The sequence below is a fragment of the Streptomyces sp. NPDC028308 genome (assembly GCF_055565855.1).
Genome location: NZ_JBVHTO010000014.1, coordinates 206,180 through 227,710, shown reverse-complemented (window position 1 = coordinate 227,710; position 21,531 = coordinate 206,180). Strand labels below are relative to the sequence as shown.

The following is a 21,531-nucleotide window of genomic DNA, read 5'->3' as shown; positions in this document are numbered from 1 at the left end:
GTCGGTTGTCGGCTCCGGGACGGTGGTCGGTTCCGCTCGCCGTACGGGCCGCGGCCGGTGGTGGACCTTCGGTCGGGGTGGGCTGGTCGCGCAGTTCCCCGCGCCCCTGACGGGGCCCGGGCCGGCGCGCGCCACCCGCTGGACCCTGACGTGGGCCAGCCCGACATCCGCCACCCGTCCCCCCTGACGGGGCCCAGACCGGCGCCGCCCACCCGCTCGACCCTGACGAGGGCCGGTCCGGGACGCGCCGCCCGGCCGCCCCGCGGTGAGACACATCGATGCTCCCGCCGCTCGGCTTCCGTACGTCACGAGTACTCGTTCACCCTCTCCCTTAAGGAACGGAACATGGCACCCCATCCCGAAGCCGCCGCTCTGCTGGCTCGCTCGCGTCGGCTCGGCGCCGATCCGCGCAACACGAACTACGCCGGCGGCAACACGTCCGCCAAGGGCAGCGAGACCGACCCGGTGACCGGTGGCGACGTCGAGCTGATGTGGGTCAAGGGGTCGGGCGGCGACCTCGGCACCCTCACCGAGTCCGGGCTCGCGGTGCTGCGCCTCGACCGGCTGCGGGCGCTGACGGACGTGTACCCGGGGGTGGAGCGCGAGGACGAGATGGTCGCCGCGTTCGACTACTGCCTGCACGGCAAGGGGGGCGCGGCCCCATCGATCGACACGGCGATGCACGGGCTCGTGGACGCGGCGCACGTCGACCACCTGCACCCCGACTCGGGCATCGCGCTGGCCTGTGCGGCGGACGGCGAGAAGCTCACCGCCGAGTGCTTCGGCGACAGCGTGGTGTGGGTGCCCTGGCGCCGCCCCGGGTTCCAGCTCGGCCTGGACATCGCGGCCGTCAAGGAGGCCAACCCGCAGGCCGTCGGCTGTGTCCTCGGCGGTCACGGCATCACGGCGTGGGGTGCCACCGCGGAGGAGTGCGAGCGCAACTCGCTGCACATCATCCGCACCGCGGAGGCGTTCCTCACCGAGCGCGGGAAGGCCGAGCCGTTCGGACCGGTCCTGCCCGGGTACGAGGCGCTGCCCGAAGCCGAGCGCCGGGAGCGGGCGGCCGCTCTCGCGCCGTACGTACGCGCCGCCGCCTCCCAGGACCGCCCGCAGGTCGGCCACTTCACCGACTCCGATGTCGTCCTGGACTTCCTGGCGAGCACCGAGCACCCGCGGCTCGCCGCCCTCGGCACGTCCTGCCCGGACCACTTCCTGCGCACGAAGGTCCGGCCGCTCGTCCTGGACCTGCCGCCGTCGGCGCCCCTGGACGAGGCCGTCGCCCGCCTGCGGGAACTGCACGCCGAGTACCGCGAGGAGTACGCGGCCTACTACGCCCGGCACGCCGACGCCGGCTCCCCCGCGATGCGCGGCGCGGACCCGGCGATCGTGCTGGTCCCCGGCGTCGGCATGTTCAGCTTCGGCAAGGACAAGCAGACCGCGCGGGTGGCGGGCGAGTTCTACGTCAACGCGATCAACGTGATGCGCGGGGCCGAGGCGGTCTCCACGTACGCGCCGATCGAGGAGTCGGAGAAGTTCCGCATCGAGTACTGGGCGCTGGAGGAGGCCAAGCTCCAGCGGATGCCGAAGCCGAAGCCGCTGGCCACGCGCGTGGCGCTGGTGACGGGCGCCGGCAGCGGGATCGGCAGGGCGATCGCCGAGCGGCTGGTCGCCGAGGGCGCCTGCGTGGTGGTCGCCGACCTGAACGCGGAGGGCGCCGCACAGGTCGCCGAGCAGCTGGGCGGACCGGACAAGGCGGTCGCCGTGGCCGTCGACGTGACCTCCGAGGAGCAGATCGGCGACGCCTTCAGGACGGCCGTGCTCGCCTTCGGCGGGGTCGACCTCGTCGTCAACAACGCGGGCATCTCGATCTCCAAGCCCCTCCTGGAGACCACGGCCCGCGACTGGGACCTCCAGCACGACATCATGGCCCGCGGCTCTTTCCTGGTCTCGCGGGAGGCGGCCCGGGTGATGGTCCCGCAGGGGCTGGGCGGCGACATCGTCTACATCGCGTCCAAGAACGCGGTCTTCGCCGGTCCGAACAACATCGCCTACTCCGCCACCAAGGCCGACCAGGCTCATCAAGTGCGCCTGCTGGCGGCTGAGTTGGGCGAGCACGGCATCCGGGTCAACGGCGTCAACCCGGACGGTGTCGTGCGCGGGTCCGGGATCTTCGCGGGCGGCTGGGGCGCGCAGCGCGCGGCCACGTACGGCATCGAGGAGGAGAAGCTCGGCGAGTTCTACGCCCAGCGGACCATCCTCAAGCGGGAGGTGCTGCCGGAGCACGTCGCGAACGCGGTGTTCGCCCTGACGGGCGGCGACCTGACGCACACCACCGGCCTGCACGTCCCGGTCGACGCCGGCGTCGCCGCCGCGTTCCTGCGGTGACCGCTGTGCGCACGTACGCCGCGGTCGACCTCGGCGCGTCCAGCGGGCGCGTCATGGTCGGCCGCGTGGGACCCGGGTCGCTGGAGCTCACCGAGGCGCACCGCTTCCCCAACCGCCCCGTCCGGGTGCCGGAAGGGCTGCGCTGGGACATCCTCGGCCTGTACGCGGGTGTCCTCGACGGGCTGCGGGCCGCGGGGCAGGTCGACTCCGTGGGCATCGACAGCTGGGCCGTGGACTACGGGCTGCTCGACGCCGACGGGGCGCTGCTCGGCAACCCGGTGCACTATCGCGACGCCCGCACGGAGGGCGTCGCGGAGCAGGTGTGGGCCACCGTGCCCCCCGCCGAGCTGTACGCGGCGACGGGGCTCCAGTACGCGCCCTTCAACACGCTGTACCAGCTCACGGCGGCCCGTTCCTCCACGCAACTGGCCTGCGCAGAGCGGCTGTTGCTTATCCCGGACCTGCTCACGTACTGGCTCACGGGCGAGGCCGGCACCGAGCTGACCAACGCCTCCACGACCCAGCTGATCGACCCGCGCACACGCGACTGGTCGTACGACGTGGCGGACCGGCTCGGCATCGACCTGAAGCTGTTCCCGCCGCTGCGCCGGCCCGGTGACCCGGCGGGCACGCTGCGCCCGCACATCCTTCAGGAGACCGGGCTCACCGGCCCGGTCCCGGTGACCGCCGTCGGTTCGCACGACACGGCGTCCGCGGTGGCCGCCGTCCCCGCCGTGGGCGAGCGCTTCGCGTACATCTGCACCGGTACCTGGTCGCTGGCGGGCCTGGAGCTGGACGCACCGGTCCTCACCGAGGCGAGCCGCGCGGCCAACTTCACGAACGAGCTGGGCCTGGACGGCACGGTCCGCTATCTGCGGAACATCATGGGCCTGTGGCTGCTCCAGGAGTGCGTACGGGACTGGGGCGACCCTGACCTCGCCGGTCTGCTGCGCGAGGCGGCCGAGGTGCCGTCGCTGCGCTCGGTCGTCGACGCGGGCGACGCGGCGTTCCTCGCGCCGGGCCGCATGCCGGAGCGGATCGCGCAGGCGTGCCGGGTGTCGGGCCAGCCCGTGCCGGTCTCCCGGGCGGAGATCACCCGCTGCATCCTCGACTCCCTGGCACTCGCCCACCGCCGGGCGATCGCCGAGGCGCGGGAACTCGCCGACCACCCCGTCGACGTCGTGCACATCGTCGGCGGCGGGACCCGCAACGCCCTGCTGTGCCGGCTCACCGCGGACGCCTGCGGACTGCCGGTCGTGGCGGGTCCGGCCGAGGCGGCGGCCCTCGGCAACGTCCTCGTCCAGGCCCGCGCCCAGGGCCTGGTCGGCGACCGCGCCGCCATGCGTGAACTCCTCGTGCGCACCCAGCCGTTGGTGCGGTACGAACCCGGCGGCGACCCGGCCGCCTGGCGCGAGGCGGAGAGCCGCCTCACCGGCCGGTGAGCGCGGATCCGCCCGTTCCGCACCCTCCCCCGGTCCGCCACTACGCTGAGCGCGTGGGGCGGTACCCCAGCACCCATCCGATGACCGAACGCGAGGAGCCGCGATGCGTGTCGCCCTGTTCCTGACCTGTGTCAACGACACGCTCTATCCGGACACCGGGCGCGCCGTGGTGAAACTGCTGACCAGACTGGGCGTCGAGGTCGACTTCCCGATGGCGCAGACCTGTTGCGGGCAGGCCCACTACAACACCGGCTACCGGCACGAGGCGGAGCCGATGGCCCGGCATTTCTCCGATGTCTTCGCCGAGTACGAGGCGATCGTGACGCCCTCGGGGTCGTGCGGCGCGATGGTCAGGGAGCTGTACCCGCGAATGGGCGAGCGGGCCCGGGCGGAGGGCCGCGGGGACACCCTCGCGGCCACACTCGCCCCGGTCGTGCCGAAGACGTACGAGCTGACCGAGTTCCTCGTGGATGTCCTCGGGGTGACGGACGTCGGCGCGTACTACCCGCACACGGTGACCTACCACCCGACCTGTCACGGGCTGCGCGGTCTCGGCCTGGGCGAGCGGCCGCGCCGGCTCCTCCAGGCGGTCAAGGGGCTCGAACTGCGGGAGCTGCCCGGGGCCGAGGAGTGCTGCGGCTTCGGCGGGACCTTCGCGGTGAAGAACGCCGACGTCTCGGCGGCGATGGGCGCCGACAAGGTGCGCAACGCCGAGTCGACGGGCGCGGAGGTGCTGTGCGCGGCCGACAACTCCTGCCTGATGCACGTCGGCGGCACGATGGCCCGGCTCCGCACCGACATGCGCCCGGTGCACATCGCGGAGATCCTGGCGAGCACGGAAGAGGAGCCCCTGGCATGAGCGGGACCTTCGTCGGCATGCCGGCTTTCCCCCGGGCCGCGCACGAGGCCGTCAACAACCCCACGCTGCGCGGCAATCTGCGTCACGCCACGCACACGATCCGCGCCAAGCGCGCGCACGCGGTCGCCGAACTCGACGACTGGGCGGCCCTGCGCGAGGCGGGAAAGCGGATCAAGGACCACACCCTGCGCCATCTCGACCGCTACCTCGTGCAGTTGGAGGAGGCGGTGACGGCGGCCGGCGGCACCGTGCACTGGGCCGTCGACGCCGACGAGGCCAACCGGATCGTCGCGGACCTGGTGAAGGCGACCGGCGAGAGCGAGGTCGTCAAGGTCAAGTCGATGGCCACCCAGGAGATCGGGCTCAACGAGGCGCTGGAGGCCGAGGGCATCCGTGCCTACGAGACCGATCTGGCCGAGCTGATCGTGCAGTTGGGCAAGGACCGCCCCTCGCACATCCTGGTCCCGGCCATCCACCGCAACCGCGGGGAGATCCGCGAGATCTTCGCCCGTGAGATGAGCGAGTGGGGCCGCCCCGCCCCCGAGGGCCTCACCGACACGCCCGCCGAACTCGCCGAGGCCGCCCGTCTGCACCTGCGCGAGAAGTTCCTGCGGGCCAAGGTCGGGATCTCCGGGGCCAACTTCATGGTCGCCGAGACCGGCACCCTGGTGGTCGTGGAGTCCGAGGGCAACGGCCGGATGTGCCTCACCCTGCCCGAGACGCTGATCTCGGTCGTCGGCATCGAGAAGGTCGTGCCGACCTGGCGGGACCTGGAGGTGTTCCTGCAGACGCTGCCCCGCTCCTCCACGGCCGAGCGCATGAACCCGTACACGAGCACGTGGACCGGCACCACCGAGGAGGACGGCCCCCGCGACTTCCACCTGGTCCTGCTCGACAACGGGCGCACCGACACGCTCGCCGACGAGGTCGGCCGTCAGGCGCTGCGCTGCATCCGCTGCTCGGCCTGTCTCAACGTCTGCCCGGTGTACGAGCGGGCCGGAGGCCACGCGTACGGCTCGGTCTACCCGGGCCCGATCGGCGCGATCCTCAGCCCCCAACTGCGGGGCACCGGCAGCGAGATCGACGCGTCGCTGCCGTACGCCTCCTCGCTGTGCGGGGCGTGCTACGACGTGTGCCCGGTGGCGATCGACATCCCCGAGGTACTGGTGCACCTGCGGGAACGCGTCGTCCAGGGCGGCCCGGTGACCCGCGAGGGCAACAAGGTGGTGCTGCGTCCGGCGAAGGGACACGCGGCGGAGCGGGCCGCCATGCGCGCGGCCGGCTGGGCGTTCGCGCACCCGGGGGCGCTGCGCACCGGCCAGCGGCTCGCCTCGCGCAGCCGGCGCTTCCATCCGCGTACGCTCCCGGGCCCGGGCCGGGCGTGGAGCGAGACGCGGGATCTGCCACCGGTGCCGGCGGAGCCCTTCCGCGACTGGTGGCAGCGCACGCACGGCGGAGAGGACGGTCGCAAGTGAGCAGCAGGGAACGGATCCTGGGCCGCGTCCGGCGCGCCCTCGCGGACGTGCCCGCGGACGACACCCCGTACGAGCGGGCCGTCGAGCGGGCCTATCTGCGCGAGCACGGTCGGCGTGACGTCGGGCGGACGGTGGAGCTGCTGGCCGAGAACCTGGCCGACTACCGCGCGCTCGTGCACCGTACCGACGCCGCCGGGCTCCCGGACCTGATCGCGAGGCTGCTGTCCGCGCACGGCTCGACGTCGGTGCTGGTGCCGTCCGGGCTGGACACCGGCTGGCTGGCGGCGTCGGACGTGGCACGCGTGGCGGACCTCGCCGGGAACACCGCGCACGAGCTGGACCGCGTCGACAGTGTCGTCACCGCGTGCGCGGTGGCGATCGCCGAGACCGGCACCATCGTTCTGGACGGCGGCCCCGACCAGGGACGCCGTCGGGCCACCCTCGTGCCCGACCACCACATCTGCGTGGTGCGGGTGCCCGCCCAGGTGGTCTCCTCGGTGCCGCAGGGGCTCGAACGCCTCGATCCGGCACGTCCGTTGACCTGGATCTCCGGGCCGTCCGCGACCAGCGACATCGAGCTGGACCGGGTGGAGGGCGTGCACGGCCCGCGCACCCTGGAAGTGGTGCTGGTGACTCGGTGACGTGTCCCGGCCCAGGGGCCCGGGCGGTGCGCCGTCGGGCCCCTCGCGGGTGGTGGCCCGTACGGGCGGGCGGGGTGGCGCTGGGTACACCCCGCGATACGGGTTCTGCGCCCCGTGTGCCGCGGCCCGCCGCTCCGTAGCGTCGACGTCGAGGCACAGGGGGTGCCGGACGGAGAGTGATGACGATGTTCCACCGGACCGCGCGACCTACGCACGACTCGGCGCCCTCCGCCGAGGCGCTGCGCCTGGTCAAGGTCACCAAGACGTACGGCAGCGGCGACAGCGCCGTGACCGCGCTCGACGCGGTGACACTCAGTCTGGCGCGGGGCACCTTCACCGCGGTGATGGGGCCGTCGGGGTCCGGCAAGTCCACGCTCCTGCAGTGCGCGGCCGGCCTGGAGCGCCCCGACAGCGGCATCGTGATGGTCGACGGCGCCGAGATGACCGGGACCGGTGAGGCGGCGCTGACGCGGTTCCGCCGCAGCCGGATCGGCTTCGTCTTCCAGCAGTACAACCTGCTGGACACCCTGACCGTCGCGCAGAACACCGTGCTCCCGCTGCGGCTGGCGGGCCGGCGCGTGGACCGGCGGCGGGCGCGGGAGGTCCTGGCCGCGGTCGGGCTGGGCGACCGGCTCGGGCACCGGCCGGACCAGCTGTCCGGCGGTCAGCGCCAGCGGGTGGCGATCGCCCGGGCGCTGGTGACCGAGCCGAGCGTGGTGCTGGCGGACGAGCCGACCGGGGCTCTGGACCTGCGCAGTGCCCGCGAGGTGCTGGTGCTCCTCCAGGACGCGGTGCGGGTGCACGGCAGGACCGTGGTCATGGTGACCCACGACCCGGTGGCGGCGTCGTACGCCGACTCGGTCGTCTTCCTCGCCGACGGCCGGGTGGCGGGCGAGCTGCGCGCGCCGCGGGCCGACACGGTCGCCGAGCGGCTGGCGCACCTGGGCGACGACGTGACGGCGGGGGTGTGAGCGATGTTCACGCTGGCCCTGCGTTCCGTCCGGCGGCGCCCCGGGCGCTTCACCGCGACGCTGCTGTCCGCGTTCCTCGGCGCGGTGGTCGTCATGACGTTCAACTCGATGCACGACACCGCGGGCCGGCCGGGTGTGGACGCCGAGAGCGCCTCCTCGCTGTCCACCGCGGCGAGCGTCGTCGGCGGCTACGGCACCCTGCTGGTGTTCTTCTCGGTCGCCTCGACGCTGACGGTCAACGTCCGCATGCGGAGCGCCGAACTGGAGCTGCTCCGGTGTTCGGGGGCGACCCCCGCGCAGATCACGCGGATGGTCGTGGGTGAGGCGGTGGCCGTGGCGCTGCTGGGCTTCCTGCTGGCGATCGGTCCCGCGACGCTGGGCGGACGGGCCCTGTTCGACGTGTTCCAGGACAGCGGCCAGGTGGCCCGCTCGGTGGATTACTCCTTCGGCCCGGTGGCGCTGATGTCGGGGTTCTGGATCACCGTGCTCGCGTCGGCGGGCGCGGCGTTCCTCGCGGTGCGGCGGGCGACGCGCGGGGGACGGCGGCGGGGCGGGGTGCGGACGTTCTCGGCGTACGCCGCCCTCGCGGCCGGGGCGGCGGGCGTCTGCTCCACCTTCGCGTTCTCCGCCTCCGACGCCGCGCTGATGGCACCGGCGGCGTACGGGGCGATCCTGCTCTCGGTGGGGTTCGCACTGCACTCGCCGCGGCTGCTCACGGCGGTCCTGGACCGGATCCCGGTGGCGGGGGCGAGCGGTTATCTCGCCGTTCGGGCGCTGCGCGGGCGGGTCGAGCAGCTGTCCGGCGTCCTGATGCCGCTCATCATGTTCACCGGTGTGGCGGCGGCGACGCTCTCCATGCAAGCGGTCGAGACCGACGCCATCGAGGCGTCCGGCATCCCGAAGTCCGTCGACGCGAAGAACCTGGAGACGCTCAACCTGGTGGTGGTCGGCATCATCGTGCTCTTCTGCTGCATCACGCTGATCAACTCGCTGTACGCGGCGACGTCGTTCCGCGCCCGGGAGTTCGGACAGCAGCGCCTCGCCGGGGCCACTCCGGGCCAGGTGCTCGGCGCGGTCGGCGTCGAGGGCGTCGTCCTGACCGTGACCGGGGTCCTCTTCGGCACGGCGGCCGCTCTCGCCGGGGCGGTGCCGTTCACCGTGGTCCGCACCGACGCGGTGCTGCCGGGCCGGGGTCCGGGCATCTGGCTGGTGGTCGTCGCGATCGCGGCGGCGGCGACGCTGGGCACGGCTCTGGCGACGACGCGGCGGATGCTGCGGGTCCCGGCGGTGGACGCGGTGGGACTCGCCGCCTGACGCGGGACCGGCGCCGGGCGGGAGTGGTCCCCGCCCGGCGCCGGCGTTTTCGGGGCGCGCCACCGGTCAGCCGGGCGGTCCGCCGCCCACCTTCACGCGGATGGTGCGCAGCTCGGGGTCGGCGGCGTCGGGCAGGTTCATCCCCGCCTCCAGGCCGGTGCGGAGGTAGTCGAGTACGGGCTCGGTGAGCCGTTCACCCGGGAGGACGGCCGGGATGCCGGGCGGGTACGGCGTGATCATCTCCGCCGAGACCCGGCCCACGGCCCGGTCCAGCGGCACGGGTTCGGCCAGGCCGAAGTACGCGTCCCGGGGGCGCACCGCCTGCTCCAGCCGCATCCGCGCCCCGGAGGGTACGACCATCTCCGGTACGCCGACGGCCAGTTCACCGGCATGGTCGGCCAGGTCGCGCAGGGCGTCCAGCAGCGGTTCGGTGGTGGCCGGCGAATCGCCGTGCGTGATCTGGGCGCTGACGCGCCGATGGTCGGCGAGGTGCATGTTGATCCCGTGCTTCTCGCGCAGCCGGTCGGCGGCCCGGTAGCCCGTCGTGCCGAGGCCGGTCACGTCGATGACCACGGGCAGCAGGTCGAAGTCGACGGACAGCCCGCTGCCCACGAAGTCGTCGTGGCCGAGCACCCGCAGGCCGGGGATCTTCTCGACGGCGGAGCGCACGTCGGACGCCAGCGACAATGCCTCACCGAGCAGCCGCTCACCGTCGAGGACCATCTGGCGGCGCCAGGCGTCGAGCCCGGCGTAGATGAGCACGGATGGGCTTGTCGTGCCGAACAGGTCGGCCCGCGACTGCAGGAACTCCGCCTCGATCAGGTCGCCCTGGAGGTGGAACACCGAGCCCTGTTCCAGGCCGCTGCCCATTTTGTGGATGCTCGTCACGCACACGTCGGCGCCGGCGTCCATCGCCCAGGACGGCAGCTCGGGATGAAAGGGCAGGTGGGCGCCCCACGCCTCGTCCACGACCAGGGGCAGCCCGCGGGCGTGCAGGACGTCCGCGATCCGGCCGAGGTCGGCGCAGGCGCCGTACGGCGTCGGACTGGTGACCAGGGCTCCCCTGGCGTCGGGATGCCGGGCGAGCGCCTCCTCGAAGGCCTCCGCGTCCGGTGCGTGGGCCAGCCGCTGCTCCTCGTCCCACCGCGGGTCGACCCAGACCGGGTGGATACCGGCGAGGATCAGTCCGGAGATCACCGACTTGTGGGCGTCGCGGCCCACGAGGAGCTTCTCGCCCGGCCCCGCGACGGCGAGCATCGCCGCCTTCACGGAGAGGGAGCTGCCGCAGGTGGTGAAGAAGGTGTGCTCGGCGTGGACCGCGTCCGCCATCAGCGCCTCGGCGCTCTTGAGGACCTTTCCCCTCATGAGCCGGTCGTCGAGTCCGCCGGACGCCAGCAGGTCGGAGCGGTACACGCCCTCGCCGAGGACGGCACGCGCCTGCGGATCGGCGCCGCGGCCCTGCTTGTGCCCCGGCGGCGTGAAGGACAGCTCTCCCTGGTCGTGGTAGCGCCGCAGCGCGTCCAGCACGGGCGCTCTGGTGTGATCCACGGTGTACGTGCTCCTTCGGCGAGGGGTCAGTCGGAGGGGTGCCCCTCGGCGGTCTTCCGGTTGGCGGGACGGCTCGGGGTGACGGGGTCGCCGGTGCCTTCCGGCGCGCCCTCGGTGGTGTCGGTGTCCTCCTGCCTCCCGAGCTCCTTCACCTCTTCCAGGGCCTCTTCCGTCGCGGTCCGGGTCGGCTTCTTGCGCCCGGTCGGACGCGGATCGGTGTCGCTCATACCGGCCGGGTACCCGGAGATCGGCGTTCAAGCCCGATCATCCTCCGGGCCGGTGCGGCGCCGTGACGCTCAGCGGCCCTCGTGCAGCGCCCGCGCGGCCACCCTCAGATCGGCGACGAGCCCCGCGCAGGCGGCCTCGCGGTCGTCGGAGCGCAGCACGGCGGACGGGTGCAGGGTCGCCACCACGTACCGCACGCCCTCATCCCGCCCGCCGGGCCGCGTGTGCTGTTCCGCCTCCTCGCCGGGCAGCGGGAGGAGCGCTCCGCGGTCCTTCGTCACGCGGAACGACTTGCCGGGCAGCGCCTTCCCGGCGGTGGCGCCGAGCGCGACCACCACGTCGGGCCGGACCAGCCGCAGTTCCGCGAGGAGCCAGGGCCGGCAGGCGGTCATCTCGCGCAGGTCGGGCGCCTTGTGGATGCGGCGTCTGCCGCCCGCGGCCGGGGTGAACTCGAAGTGCTTCACGGCGTTGGTGACGTAGGCGTCGTCCCGGTCGATGCCCGCCTCCTCCAGCGCCTTGTCCAGCAGCCGGCCGGCCGGTCCGACGAAGGGCTCCCCCTGACTGTCCTCCTGGTCCCCGGGCTGCTCGCCGACCAGCATGATCCGCGCCGAGGTGTCACCCGCGCCGAAGACGGTCCCGGTGGCGTTCTCGAAGAGGGGGCGGCCCCGGCAGTCCGCCGCGGCACGCCGGTGCGCGGGCATGCCGCCCGGCGCGGGCAGGAAGGGCCCCGCGTCGTACGCCTCCGCGCCGCCCTCGTGCGCCGTGGGCGCGTCGTCGTCGGTCGGGCTCATGTGCGCCTCACCTCCGGACCGCTACGTGCCGTCGGTGCCCGGGCCCTCGCACCCCGGGTGCCGCCGGAGTACCCCGCGCCGCGTTCGTCATGCGGCGGTCACGGCGGCTTCCGGGCACGCTCGGCAGCGTTTCCGCACGGCCACCGTCCCGAACTCCGTCGCCGGACGGAACGCAGCCCCGAGAATCGCCCCGATATCAATCGCCGCGGAATTCCGTGCACGGAATCGGATCGGCCGGCGGCGGTGGGGAGGAGGACGGGACCGGGGAAGAGGCACTCGGGCCTTTCGCCGCCGGGCCGGCCTGGGCCGGCCCGGGGTGACGGTTCCCGCTCGGCCCGTACCCGGGCGGGAGACCGGCTGGGACACGGCTCAGGGCGCGTCGGTGAACGCCTCCTCGCGCAGCTTGTCGTAGCAGCCGCTCAGCAGGCGGGAGACGTGCATCTGCGAGATGCCGAGCTGCCGCGCTATCCCGCTCTGCGTCATGCCGCAGAAGAACCGCAGGTAGAGGATGGTCTGTTCGCGCTCCGGCAGCGCCCGGAGGCAGGGCTTCACCGATTCGCGGTCGACGACCAGGTCGAATCCGCTGTCCGGGGCGCCGAGCGCGTCCCCCAGCGCGTAGCCGTCGTCGCTGCCCGGCAGCTCGGCGTCCAGCGAGAGGGCGGTGAAGCTGTCGAGGGCCTCAAGACCCGTGCGCACCTCGTCCTCGGTCAACTGTGCCTCGGCCGCGATCTCGGCGACGGAGGGGTTCTGGCCGGGTGCCGTCTGTGACAGGTCCTTCACCGCCGTACGGACGCGATTGCGCAGGTCCTGGACCCGGCGGGGCACGTGCAGCAGCCACATGTGGTCGCGGAAGTGGCGCTTGATCTCACCGGTGATGGTCGGGATGGCATAGCTCTCGAAGGCGTTGCCCCGCTCGGGGTCGTAGCGGTCGACCGCCTTGACGAGACCGAGGGCGGCGACCTGGCAGAGGTCCTCGACGGACTCCCCCCTGCCCCGGAACCGGCCCGCGATGCGGTCGGCCATCGGCAGCCAGGCTCTCACCAGCTCGTCCCGCAGTGCCTGCCGCTCCGGGCCGTCGGGCAGGGCGTGGAGGTGTTCGAACGCCGCGGCCGTGTCGGGGGCGTCGTCGTGCGGGTGCTGCTTCGTGCGTGCCGTGACACTCATGGCGCCGCAACTCCCTTCGAAAGGTGTACGTCACCTGGGGAGCTGCACATACGGACGGCACCGGACACACCCGGGATTCTGTTCGGGCCAGCTCCCACGGACGTGCCTCCTGTCCGAAGCACTAACCCGCGAATTCCCGGTCCTGGAATGCGCGAAACGCATTCCGGACGGCGTTGACGCAAGGCGACCGGGTGAGCCCGGGCGGTGACGGATTCGTTGAAAGGAATTCCATCGACAGAACCGTGCCTCTCGACGCCGAGAAATAGCGTCGAGAAATGACATCGAAGGCGAATCCCTTTCCCTGAAACCTTTGCGGCAAGGCTGGTTGAGGGGATCCGCCGCGAAGTGGGCCGGGGGCGCGGCGAGTTGGGCGTGCGCGGCCCGCGGGGCGCCCTGGCGCCGGGCGTGCGTGCCGAAGGTACGGGCTGGTCGTCGGCGCGTCCGGGCGCGTTGTTACGGTTCCCCGATGTCTGACTCTTCACGGGACACGGCCGCGGGCGCCGGCTGGGGCGACTCGGAGCGCGGGGACTACCGGTTGCTGATGCCGCAGCGGGTCGAGAAGCTGTCGTGGCTCGACCCGCGGACGCTGTGGCCGGCCCGCAACGGCGTACTGGCCTCGTGGTTCGGGGACCCCACGGGCCGTACCCGCGCCCGTTGGGCGGAGCAGCGCGCGGCCGCCGACGCCCCCGCCGACCGCGTGATCCGGCGCGACGACCCCGACCACTTCTCCTTCATGGTCATCGGGGACACCGGGGAGGGCGACGACGCCCAGTACGCCGTGGTCCCGGGCTTCCTGAAGGTCGGTCAGGACACCAGCTTCGCCGTCCTCGCCAGTGACGTGGTCTATCCGGTGGGCAGCGCCGACGAGTACGGCACGAAGTTCCACCGTCCGTACCGGGACTACCAGGCACCCGTGTACGCGATACCCGGCAACCACGACTGGTACGAGGACCTCCAGGGCTTCATGCGCGTCTTCTGCGACGCCCCGCCTCTCGCCCCGCAGCCCGCGCCCCGCCCGCTGACACGCGCCTGGCTGCGTGCGCTGCTGTGGCACAGACCCCGACCCGTGGACGAGCAACGTCTGGCCGCAGCCCAGGAGTTGCGGTCCGCGCCCGCCCAACAGGCCGTGCAGCCGGGCCCCTACTGGGCGATCGACGCCGGTCCGGTGCGCATCGTCGGCATCGACACGGGGCTGCTGGGGACCCTCGACGCCGAACAGGGCCGCTGGCTGCGGGAGGTGTCGCGGGCGGACGTCCCGAAGATCCTCGTCACCGGCTCACCCCTGTACGTGGACGGCGAGCACCACCCCTGCGCGATCGAGGGCGGCGGCACGGTCGACGACATCGTCCGTGATCCCGCTCACCGCTACGTCGCCGCGATCGGCGGTGACATCCACAACTACCAGCGCTATCCGGTGGCGGTGGACGGCCGCACCGTCCAGTACGTGGTCGCCGGGGGCGGCGGCGCGTTCATGCACGCCACCCACACCATCCCCCGGGTCTCCGTGGCCGGGGTGGGCGAGGACGACTTCCGCTGCTATCCCCTGCGCGGCGACTCCCTGGCCTTCTACAGCAGGCTCTACGGGCGGCGGCTGCGGATGCCCCGCTTCTTCACGCTCGGCGAGGCCGAGGCGACGGCCGTGATCGCCGAGCGTCTGGGCGTCGCGCCGACCCGCTCCCAGGCGGCGCCCGCGCGCGTCACGCGGCGCGTCAGGCTGGTCGCCGGGCTGCTGGGCGCGGGCCGCCGCCCCGGCCGCCGAGCGTGGCTGCGCCTGCCCGTGCGCAAGACGTACACGCAGCTGTTCTCGCCGGGATCGGCGACGTACAGCCCGCCGTTCTTCAAGAGCTTCCTGCGGCTGGACGTCTCTCCGGACTCGGTCCGGCTGCGATGCTTTTCGGCCACCGGAAACCGTGCTCAGGAGCTCGATCCGCCCGTCGAGGACGAAGTGATCATCCCGCTGCGGTGACCCGGGGAACCGCGGGGGCGGGGCACCGCGTCCTTCACGTGACCGAAACGGAACACAACTGTCCGCTTTCTGTCTGGTATCCGACGGAAGCGATCACTGTGACCACTGATAATTTGTGGGGGCCGCGATGTACCGAAAGGTCGGGGAGGGGGGCTCGCAGCCGCGTGCGCGGCAGCTGCATCTACCCGCGCGAGCAAGACTGAGTGCGGAGGGAGACGCAGGCATGTCCACGTCATGGCAGCGAATACATGAGGTGCACCCCGGCGGGGGGCCACGTCCGGAAACCCTCCATGGCTAGGCCCGAGGAGGGCGGCGGCCCGCACCGCCGCGAGGACGCTCCCGGCCGCTCCGGCTCTCCGGAATCCGGCCGCCGCACGCCCGCGCCCGACGGCGAGAAGGCGCCACCGTCACGCCCCGGAACCTCGGACCGTCCCGGCCACCGGGACACCCCCGACGCCGGTGACCGCCCGCGCACCGACCCGGAGGCCACCATGGCGCTCCGGGTGCCCGAGGACCTGGAGCCCGCCCCCGAGCGCGAGCCCCGCAACGACCCGGAAGCCACCATGGCGCTCCGGACGCCCGACGACCTCAAGGCGCTCGCCGCCCGGCCCCCCCGCCGGACCCCGGACGCCGACCCGGCTCCCCTCTCCCCCGACGACAGCTCCCCGCCCGAGCCCGCCCCGGTCCGGCGGGTCCGCACCGACCCGGAGGCCACCATGGCGCTCCGGGTGTCGGACGTGCCGAAGCCCAAGCCCGTCGAGCCGCGCAGCGGCCCCCGGCGCAAACCCGGCCCGCCCACCGCCAGGGCTGCCGTGACGGCGGCCGTCTCCGCACGGCTGGCCCCCGTCATCGAGGGCGCCGCGCCCTACGTCCGGCGCCTGCGCCCGAAGTACCCGCGGCCGGGCCGTACCGGCTGGCGTCGCTGGATGCCCTCCTGGCGCCAGTGGCTCGGCGCCGTCCTGACGCTCTTCGCCGCCACCGCCTCCCTGCTGGGCGTCGCCTACGCCACCACGGAGATCCCGGACAACCTCAACACGTACGCCACCCAGCAGGACAACGTCTACTTCTGGGAGGACGGCACCCCCATGGCCCGTACCGGCTGGGTACGGCGCCAGGAGATGCCGCTGAAGGACATCCCCGAGCAGGTGCGCTGGGCGGTGCTGGCCGCGGAGAACGAGAGCTTCTACTCCGACCCCGGCATCTCCGCCAGCGGCATCACCCGCGCCCTGTGGCGCACGGTCGGCGAGGGCGACACCCAGGGCGGCTCGACGATCACCCAGCAGTACGTCAAGAACGTCTACCTGTCCCAGGACCGCTCGGTGAGCCGCAAGCTGACCGAGGCCATGATGGCGATCAAGCTCGACCAGAAGATGAGCAAGGACCAGATCCTGGAGGGCTACCTCAACACCAGCTGGTTCGGCCGGGGCACCTACGGCATCCAGCGGGCCGCGCAGGCGTACTACGGCAAGGAGGTCAGCGAACTCAACCCCAGCGAGGCCGCGTTCCTGGCCTCGCTGCTGAAGGGCGCCGGCCTCTTCGACCCCTCCCTGAGCGCGAACAACCACGCGCGGGCCGTGGAGCGGTGGACCTGGATCCTCGACCGCATGGTCAAGATCGGCAAGCTCTCCGCGGAACAGCGCGCCAAGTACACCGAGTTCCCCGAGCCGCTCAAGCAGTCCCGGGTCTACGACACCGGCCACCAGAGCGACTACCTGGTGGAGCTGGCCACCCAGTACGCCAAGAAGTCCGCGCACATCTCGGACCAGGAGTTCGACCTCGGCGGCTACCAGATCTACACGACCTTCGACCGGAAGCGGGAGAACGCCCTCACCGCGGCCGTCACCCGCGCCCGCAAGGACGCCAGGAAGGACGACCCGGACAAGGCGAGGACCGCGCACTACGGAGCCGCGTCCGTCGCCGACGACGGCCGGATACTCGCCGTCTACGGCGGTCCCGACCACCGCAAGCAGGGCTTCAACGAGTCCAACGCGACGACCGTCCCGGCGGGTTCGGCGTTCCTCCCGTTCGTGTACGCGGCGGGCCTGGAGCACGGGGTCCGCAAGGAGCGGGGCACGACGGCCACCACCCCGGTCGGTCCCGACTCCGTCTACAACGGTGACGACGACGTCCCCGTGACCACGCCCGAGGGCCCCTACTGGGACCGCAGCGGCAAGAAGGTCACCGCCCACAACGACGACGGCAAGTCCTGGGGGCAGATCCCCCTGCACAAGGCGCTCGCCTCGTCCGTCAACGCGCCGTTCATGCAGCTCGGCCTGGACACGGGCCTGGACAAGGTGCGCCTGACCGCCCAGGCGGCCGGCCTCCTCTCGTCCAGCATGGGCCCCCAGGTGCCCGAACTGTCCCTGGGCAGCTCCACGCCGAGCGCCATCCGCATGGCCAGCGCCTACGCCACCTTCTCCGCCCAGGGGACCCATACCGAGCCCTACTCGGTGCGCCGCATCACCCGCAACGGCAGCGGCGTCGCCCTGAGCACACCCAAACCGCGCCGCGCGGTCAGGACCGAGGTGGCCGACCAGGTCACCGACGCGCTCACCGAGTCCTTCCGCACCCAGCACCCGGGCGCGGCACCCGACTCGGCGAAGGTCGCGGCCAAGGGGGGCACCAGCCAGAAGGACACCGCTGCCTGGTACGTCGGCACGCACCGCTCGGTGTCCACGGCGGTCGTCACCTACCGCATGGACCTGTCCAAGAGCCTGGAACCCCTCCCGCTGAAGGGCCTCGCCGGTTCGCCCGCCACCTCGGTCCCCTACGGCATCTGGTCGAAGTCCATGAGCCCGCTCAGCTGAAGCGAGCGGCGACGGCACCATTGCGCTCCGCTCTCCCTCCTCGCAGAATGCGCCACCGATGAACTCCAACGCCCACCGCAGGCGCCGCCGCAGCGGCAGCTCCGACGTCCTGGGCCGGCTGACCGCCCGGCCCAGGATCCTGACCGCCGCCATCGCCCTGGCCGTCTCGTGCGTCACCGTTCCCCTGGTCGTGTGGGGGACGGGGGACGACCCCGCGCCCACCGGGTCGTCGGCCGCCAAGTCGCCCGGCGACGGAGCGGGCAAGGGCAAGGAGCCCCAGTGGGACGGCAAGACGAAGGTGATCGGGGACGGCTCCACCTCGTACACCGGGCCGCAGCGCGGTGAGTTCAAGGCCACGAGGCTCAAACCCGGGGAGAAGCCGCCCCAGTTCGTGGTCTTCTCCTGGGACGGCGCCCTCCAGGGCGACGACGAGCTGTTCTCGCACTACCGCGAGATGGCCAAGGAGTACGACGCCCACATGACCTTCTTCCTGACCGGCATCTATCTGCTGCCGAAGGACAAGAAGACGCTGTACCACCCACCGATGCACGACCCGGGCGACTCGGCGATCAGCTACCCGACCGACGAGCACATCCGCACCACGCTGACGGAGCTGGGCAAGGCGTGGGAGGACGGCAACGAGATCGGTTCGCACTTCAACGGCCACTTCTGCGGCGCCAAGGGCGGCGGCGACTGGAGCGTCGAGGAGTGGAAGAGCGAGATCAGGCAGTTCTACTCGTTCGTCGAGAAGTGGAAGACCAACACCGGCTACGACGACCTGAAGGCGCTGCCCTTCGACGCGGAGCGTGAGATCGTCGGCGGCCGCGCGCCCTGCCTGGAAGGCCAGAAGAACCTGCTCAAGGCCATCAAGACCTTCGACTGGCGCTACGACGCCAGCTCCGCCGGCGACTTCCAGATATGGCCGGCGAAGAAGGACGGCATCTGGGACTTCCCCCTCCAGATGCTTCCGTACGAGGGCGGCAAGTACCAGGGCCTGTCGATGGACTTCAACTTCCTCTACAACCAGTCCGAGGGCGAGACCGACGGCGACCCGGCACAGTACGACAAGTGGCGCGAGGAGACGGCCCAGGCGTACCTGGGCGGCTTCAACCGCGTGTACTACGGCAGCCGGGCACCACTGTTCATCGGCAACCACTTCGAGGACTGGAACGGCGGCATCTACATGAAGGCCGTCGACGAGGTCATCAAGAACGTGTGCGTGCGCAAGGACGTGCGCTGCGTGTCCTTCCGCGAGCTGGCCGACTGGATGGACGCGCAGAAACCCGAGGTCCTGGAACGCCTGCGCAGCCTGGACCCGGCACAGTCACCGGACTGGTCGAGCGTCGTCAATTAGGCGGGGGCGCCCCGCGTCCTGGCGGGGCGCCCCGCGTCCTGGCGGGGCGCCGCTCACGCCGGCCGGGTCACGTCGCGTCCGGGCGGGCCGTGTGGTGGGGGTGGCCCTCGGTGCGGCGGTCCTCCTTCATCTCCGCCTCGTACAGGTGGTCGCGTCCCTCGACCAGGTCGTCCCGTGCCTGTCGCTCCAGGTGCTTGAAGGGCTCGTAGTAGGTGTCGTTGTAGGCCTCGACGATCTGGAACGTCCAGTGGCCGGGGATCACGTTGCGGCCCAGGATCTCCCGCTCCACGCGGTCGCCGTACCCGCCGTGCCCGGACTTGCGGAGCAGCTCCACCGCCCGGTCGAGTTCCAGGTCGGCCGTGCCGGTCAGCTGGTGGAACGCGTACAGGTGCCCGCGGGCCCGTTCCGTCGTCTCCAGTGCCTTGGACAGGGCGCCGAGCGCCTCCACGGTCATGTCGTCGACCCCGTCCGGCCGCCGGTGCGCGCGGTCGGGTCCGTCTCGGTGCTGAGGATCGTTCATGGATCTCCAGATCCCCGCACCGCGGCGGGTCATACCGGTGAGGGCCCGAGATGATCCGCTTGGCGGCCCTCCCGCCGGGCACGGCCGCCCCGGAGATGGGCGCATTGCGGTATGAAGCGGGCGCCGGAGGCATGATCGAGGTGCGGGGGGAACCCGAGAGGTGATCCGCATCCGCCGAGAGAGAAGGTGGCCGATGAGCATCCCGCCGACCGACCCGACCCCGCCCAACCCCACCCCGTCGCCAGGGCCGACGGATCCGCAGCCCGGCCCCGCGCCCGGTCCCGTCCCCGTTCCGCCGCCGGACCCGGTACCGCCGGCGCCGCCGGGACCGGCCGGACCCGACCCGGTGCCGCCGACCCCGCAACCGGGCCCCCTGATCCGGTCCAGCCGCGCGGCCGGACCCCGCTGACCCGCCCCTCCCGGACGGACCGCGTCACCCCGCCGGAGGTGTACGGCTCCTGTGCACCTCGGCGGGGTCGTCGCGCGCCCCGGCTCCCAGCAGCCCCGTCGCCTCGAACCGAGAACGGGCCGCCAGCCGGGGCAGCTCCCTGCGGGAGATCCGGGTGACCACCGGCGGCAGGACCGCCCGCCCGACCTGGGCGAGCCGCAGCCAGGACGGGACGTACACGGCACGGGAGCGGCGTTCGACGGCCGCCACCATGCGCTCCGCGACCTGCTCCACGGGATAGACCCTCCGGGCCGGGGGCGGCATGTGGCGCCGCAGCTCCCGCAGGACGGCGTGCTGGTCCGCGTCCCGGATCATGTCCGTGTCGGTCCAGTTGAGGTAGGCGATCCCGACCGCGACGCCCTGGTGCGCCACCTCGGCCTGAAGGGCGTGCGCGAAGGACTCGACGCCGGCCTTCGAGGCGCAGTAGGCGCTCATCATCGGTGAGGCGCCGAAGGAGGCCAGCGACGCGATCTGGAGGTAGTGGCCGCGCGTGGCGACGAGGTCCGGGAGGAACGCCCGCGCGGTGATCGCGCTGCCGGTCAGGTTCACGTCGATCACGCGCCGCCAGGTCGCCGGATCCGACTCGGCGAACGGGCCTCCCTCGGCGACTCCGGCGTTGGCGACGACCGCGGAGGGCGCGCCGAGCTGTTCACGGATACCGGCGGCCGCGTGGTCCATGGCCGCGTCGTCGGTGACGTCGGCCTCCCACCACCCCGCCCGGCCGGGCAGCGCCGCCGCGACCTCGGCGATCGCCTCGGGCTGGCGCCCCAGCAGGGCCACGACGGCTCCCCGCTCGGAGAGGACGCGGGCCGTGGCCGCTCCGAGGCCGCGCGAGGCCCCGGTCACCACCACGACCCGGCCCGCCAGCGGACCATTTCTACGCATATCGGCATCAGCCATGCGCACCACGCTAACCGCACCGCGCCGCCATGGCCTTCGTACGTGCCGCCGCCCGGGCCGCCCCGACTCCCCCGTGCCGGGTGCGGGCGCCCGGCGGACGCGGACACCGCACCCCGTGCCGCTCGTCACGCCAGAAAAGGCGTAAGTCCCTCAAAGATGGAAACCTGGGTGCAGCCGACCCGGACGGCCCGCGCCGGCCGCGAAGAGCGTTCACTCCCAGGAGGGTTGCATGGCTGTACGGCATCAGCTCATCAAGAGGCCGCCCCATGTGGTGTGGTCCGTACTGGCCGACCCGGACCGCTACAGCGAATGGGTGGTCGGCACATCCGACACCTGGCCCGCCGAGGGCCAGTGGCCGCAGACGGGTGCCTCCCTGACCTTCGAGGTGCGCCTCGGCCCCTGGACGGTGAGCAACAAGACCGTCGTGCGCCGCTGCGATCCGCCCAGGCAGCTCGAACTGGAAGCCAACTCCGGCCCGTTGGGCACGGCCAGGATCGCTCTGGACGTCCGGGAGTGGGGCGAGGACACCCTGCTCATCGTCGACGAGCACCCCCTGCGCGGCGCCGGCGGCACGCTGCACAACGCGGCCTTCGAGGTACTCGTCCAACTGCGCCACCGCGCGATGCTCAACCGGCTGGCGGACCTGTGCGAGAGCCGCCCGCTCCCCGAACCTGCCTGCCGGTAGGACCCCCGGCGGTGCTCCCCCGTGCGAGGCCGGGGC

At 72.7% G+C, this 21,531-nt stretch carries 17 protein-coding genes; 11 read left to right on the top strand and 6 right to left on the bottom strand.

The window, feature by feature from the left end:
• Window positions 1-345: 345 nt before the first annotated feature.
• From ACZ4VA_RS31600 to ACZ4VA_RS31570, 7 genes are all read left to right on the top strand, one after another.
• Window positions 346-2,385 (top strand): bifunctional aldolase/short-chain dehydrogenase, encoded by a 2,040-nt coding sequence (locus tag ACZ4VA_RS31600; protein ID WP_468083414.1) that lies wholly within the window; start codon window positions 346-348, stop codon window positions 2,383-2,385.
• A 5-nt stretch (window positions 2,386-2,390) separates the two neighbouring features.
• Window positions 2,391-3,827: a rhamnulokinase gene (locus ACZ4VA_RS31595; RefSeq protein ID WP_468083501.1), complete on the top strand. Its 1,437-nt coding sequence runs from the start codon at window positions 2,391-2,393 to the stop codon at window positions 3,825-3,827.
• Window positions 3,828-3,930: 103 nt separating this feature from the next.
• Window positions 3,931-4,686, top strand: a complete 756-nt coding sequence (locus tag ACZ4VA_RS31590; RefSeq protein ID WP_356165456.1) for a (Fe-S)-binding protein — start codon at window positions 3,931-3,933, stop codon at window positions 4,684-4,686.
• Complete coding sequence (locus tag ACZ4VA_RS31585; protein WP_356165453.1) at window positions 4,683-6,161, top strand: LutB/LldF family L-lactate oxidation iron-sulfur protein; 1,479 nt, start codon at window positions 4,683-4,685, stop codon at window positions 6,159-6,161. Before ACZ4VA_RS31590 ends, ACZ4VA_RS31585 begins: the two co-directional genes overlap by 4 nt.
• Window positions 6,158-6,802 carry a LutC/YkgG family protein gene (locus tag ACZ4VA_RS31580; protein WP_356165450.1) on the top strand — a complete coding sequence of 215 codons (645 nt, stop codon included), beginning with the start codon at window positions 6,158-6,160 and terminating at the stop codon, window positions 6,800-6,802. Before ACZ4VA_RS31585 ends, ACZ4VA_RS31580 begins: the two co-directional genes overlap by 4 nt.
• A 179-nt stretch (window positions 6,803-6,981) precedes the next feature.
• Window positions 6,982-7,773: an ABC transporter ATP-binding protein gene (locus ACZ4VA_RS31575; protein ID WP_356241544.1), complete on the top strand. Its 792-nt coding sequence runs from the start codon at window positions 6,982-6,984 to the stop codon at window positions 7,771-7,773.
• Between the two features lie 3 nt (window positions 7,774-7,776).
• Window positions 7,777-9,087 (top strand): FtsX-like permease family protein, encoded by a 1,311-nt coding sequence (locus ACZ4VA_RS31570; RefSeq protein ID WP_468083410.1) that lies wholly within the window; start codon window positions 7,777-7,779, stop codon window positions 9,085-9,087.
• A 66-nt stretch (window positions 9,088-9,153) separates the two neighbouring features.
• On the opposite strand, the gene ACZ4VA_RS31565 is transcribed toward ACZ4VA_RS31570, so the two are convergent.
• The 4 genes from ACZ4VA_RS31565 to ACZ4VA_RS31550 form a co-directional block, all read right to left on the bottom strand.
• Window positions 9,154-10,635: an aminotransferase class I/II-fold pyridoxal phosphate-dependent enzyme gene (locus ACZ4VA_RS31565; RefSeq protein WP_468083409.1), complete on the bottom strand. Its 1,482-nt coding sequence runs from the start codon at window positions 10,633-10,635 to the stop codon at window positions 9,154-9,156.
• 26 nt (window positions 10,636-10,661) lie between these two features.
• Window positions 10,662-10,862: a hypothetical protein gene (locus ACZ4VA_RS31560; RefSeq protein ID WP_356165439.1), complete on the bottom strand. Its 201-nt coding sequence runs from the start codon at window positions 10,860-10,862 to the stop codon at window positions 10,662-10,664.
• A 69-nt stretch (window positions 10,863-10,931) separates the two neighbouring features.
• Window positions 10,932-11,651 (bottom strand): UdgX family uracil-DNA binding protein, encoded by a 720-nt coding sequence (locus ACZ4VA_RS31555; protein WP_452920726.1) that lies wholly within the window; start codon window positions 11,649-11,651, stop codon window positions 10,932-10,934.
• Between the two features lie 369 nt (window positions 11,652-12,020).
• On the bottom strand, window positions 12,021-12,815 hold the full coding sequence (locus ACZ4VA_RS31550; RefSeq protein ID WP_356165434.1) for an RNA polymerase sigma factor SigF: 795 nt from the start codon (window positions 12,813-12,815) through the stop codon (window positions 12,021-12,023).
• A 466-nt stretch (window positions 12,816-13,281) separates the two neighbouring features.
• On the opposite strand from ACZ4VA_RS31550, the gene ACZ4VA_RS31545 reads away from it, so the two are divergent.
• From ACZ4VA_RS31545 to ACZ4VA_RS31535, 3 genes are all read left to right on the top strand, one after another.
• Window positions 13,282-14,781, top strand: coding sequence for a metallophosphoesterase family protein (locus ACZ4VA_RS31545; protein WP_388905844.1), 1,500 nt, complete (start codon window positions 13,282-13,284; stop codon window positions 14,779-14,781).
• Window positions 14,782-15,497: 716 nt separating this feature from the next.
• A complete protein-coding gene (locus tag ACZ4VA_RS31540; protein WP_356165503.1) occupies window positions 15,498-17,588 on the top strand; it encodes a transglycosylase domain-containing protein in 2,091 nt (696 codons plus the stop codon).
• A gap of 58 nt (window positions 17,589-17,646) precedes the next feature.
• Window positions 17,647-18,942 carry a polysaccharide deacetylase family protein gene (locus ACZ4VA_RS31535; RefSeq protein WP_355791833.1) on the top strand — a complete coding sequence of 432 codons (1,296 nt, stop codon included), beginning with the start codon at window positions 17,647-17,649 and terminating at the stop codon, window positions 18,940-18,942.
• A gap of 67 nt (window positions 18,943-19,009) precedes the next feature.
• On the opposite strand, the gene ACZ4VA_RS31530 is transcribed toward ACZ4VA_RS31535, so the two are convergent.
• Window positions 19,010-19,462 (bottom strand): hypothetical protein, encoded by a 453-nt coding sequence (locus ACZ4VA_RS31530; protein ID WP_355791839.1) that lies wholly within the window; start codon window positions 19,460-19,462, stop codon window positions 19,010-19,012.
• 433 nt (window positions 19,463-19,895) lie between these two features.
• Window positions 19,896-20,810 (bottom strand): SDR family oxidoreductase, encoded by a 915-nt coding sequence (locus tag ACZ4VA_RS31525; protein ID WP_356165428.1) that lies wholly within the window; start codon window positions 20,808-20,810, stop codon window positions 19,896-19,898.
• Window positions 20,811-21,039: 229 nt separating this feature from the next.
• Between ACZ4VA_RS31525 and ACZ4VA_RS31520 the strand changes: the two genes are divergently transcribed.
• Entirely contained in the window at window positions 21,040-21,495 is a 456-nt protein-coding gene (locus ACZ4VA_RS31520; protein WP_452920720.1) for an SRPBCC family protein, read from the top strand.
• The last annotated feature ends 36 nt before the right edge of the window (window positions 21,496-21,531 follow it).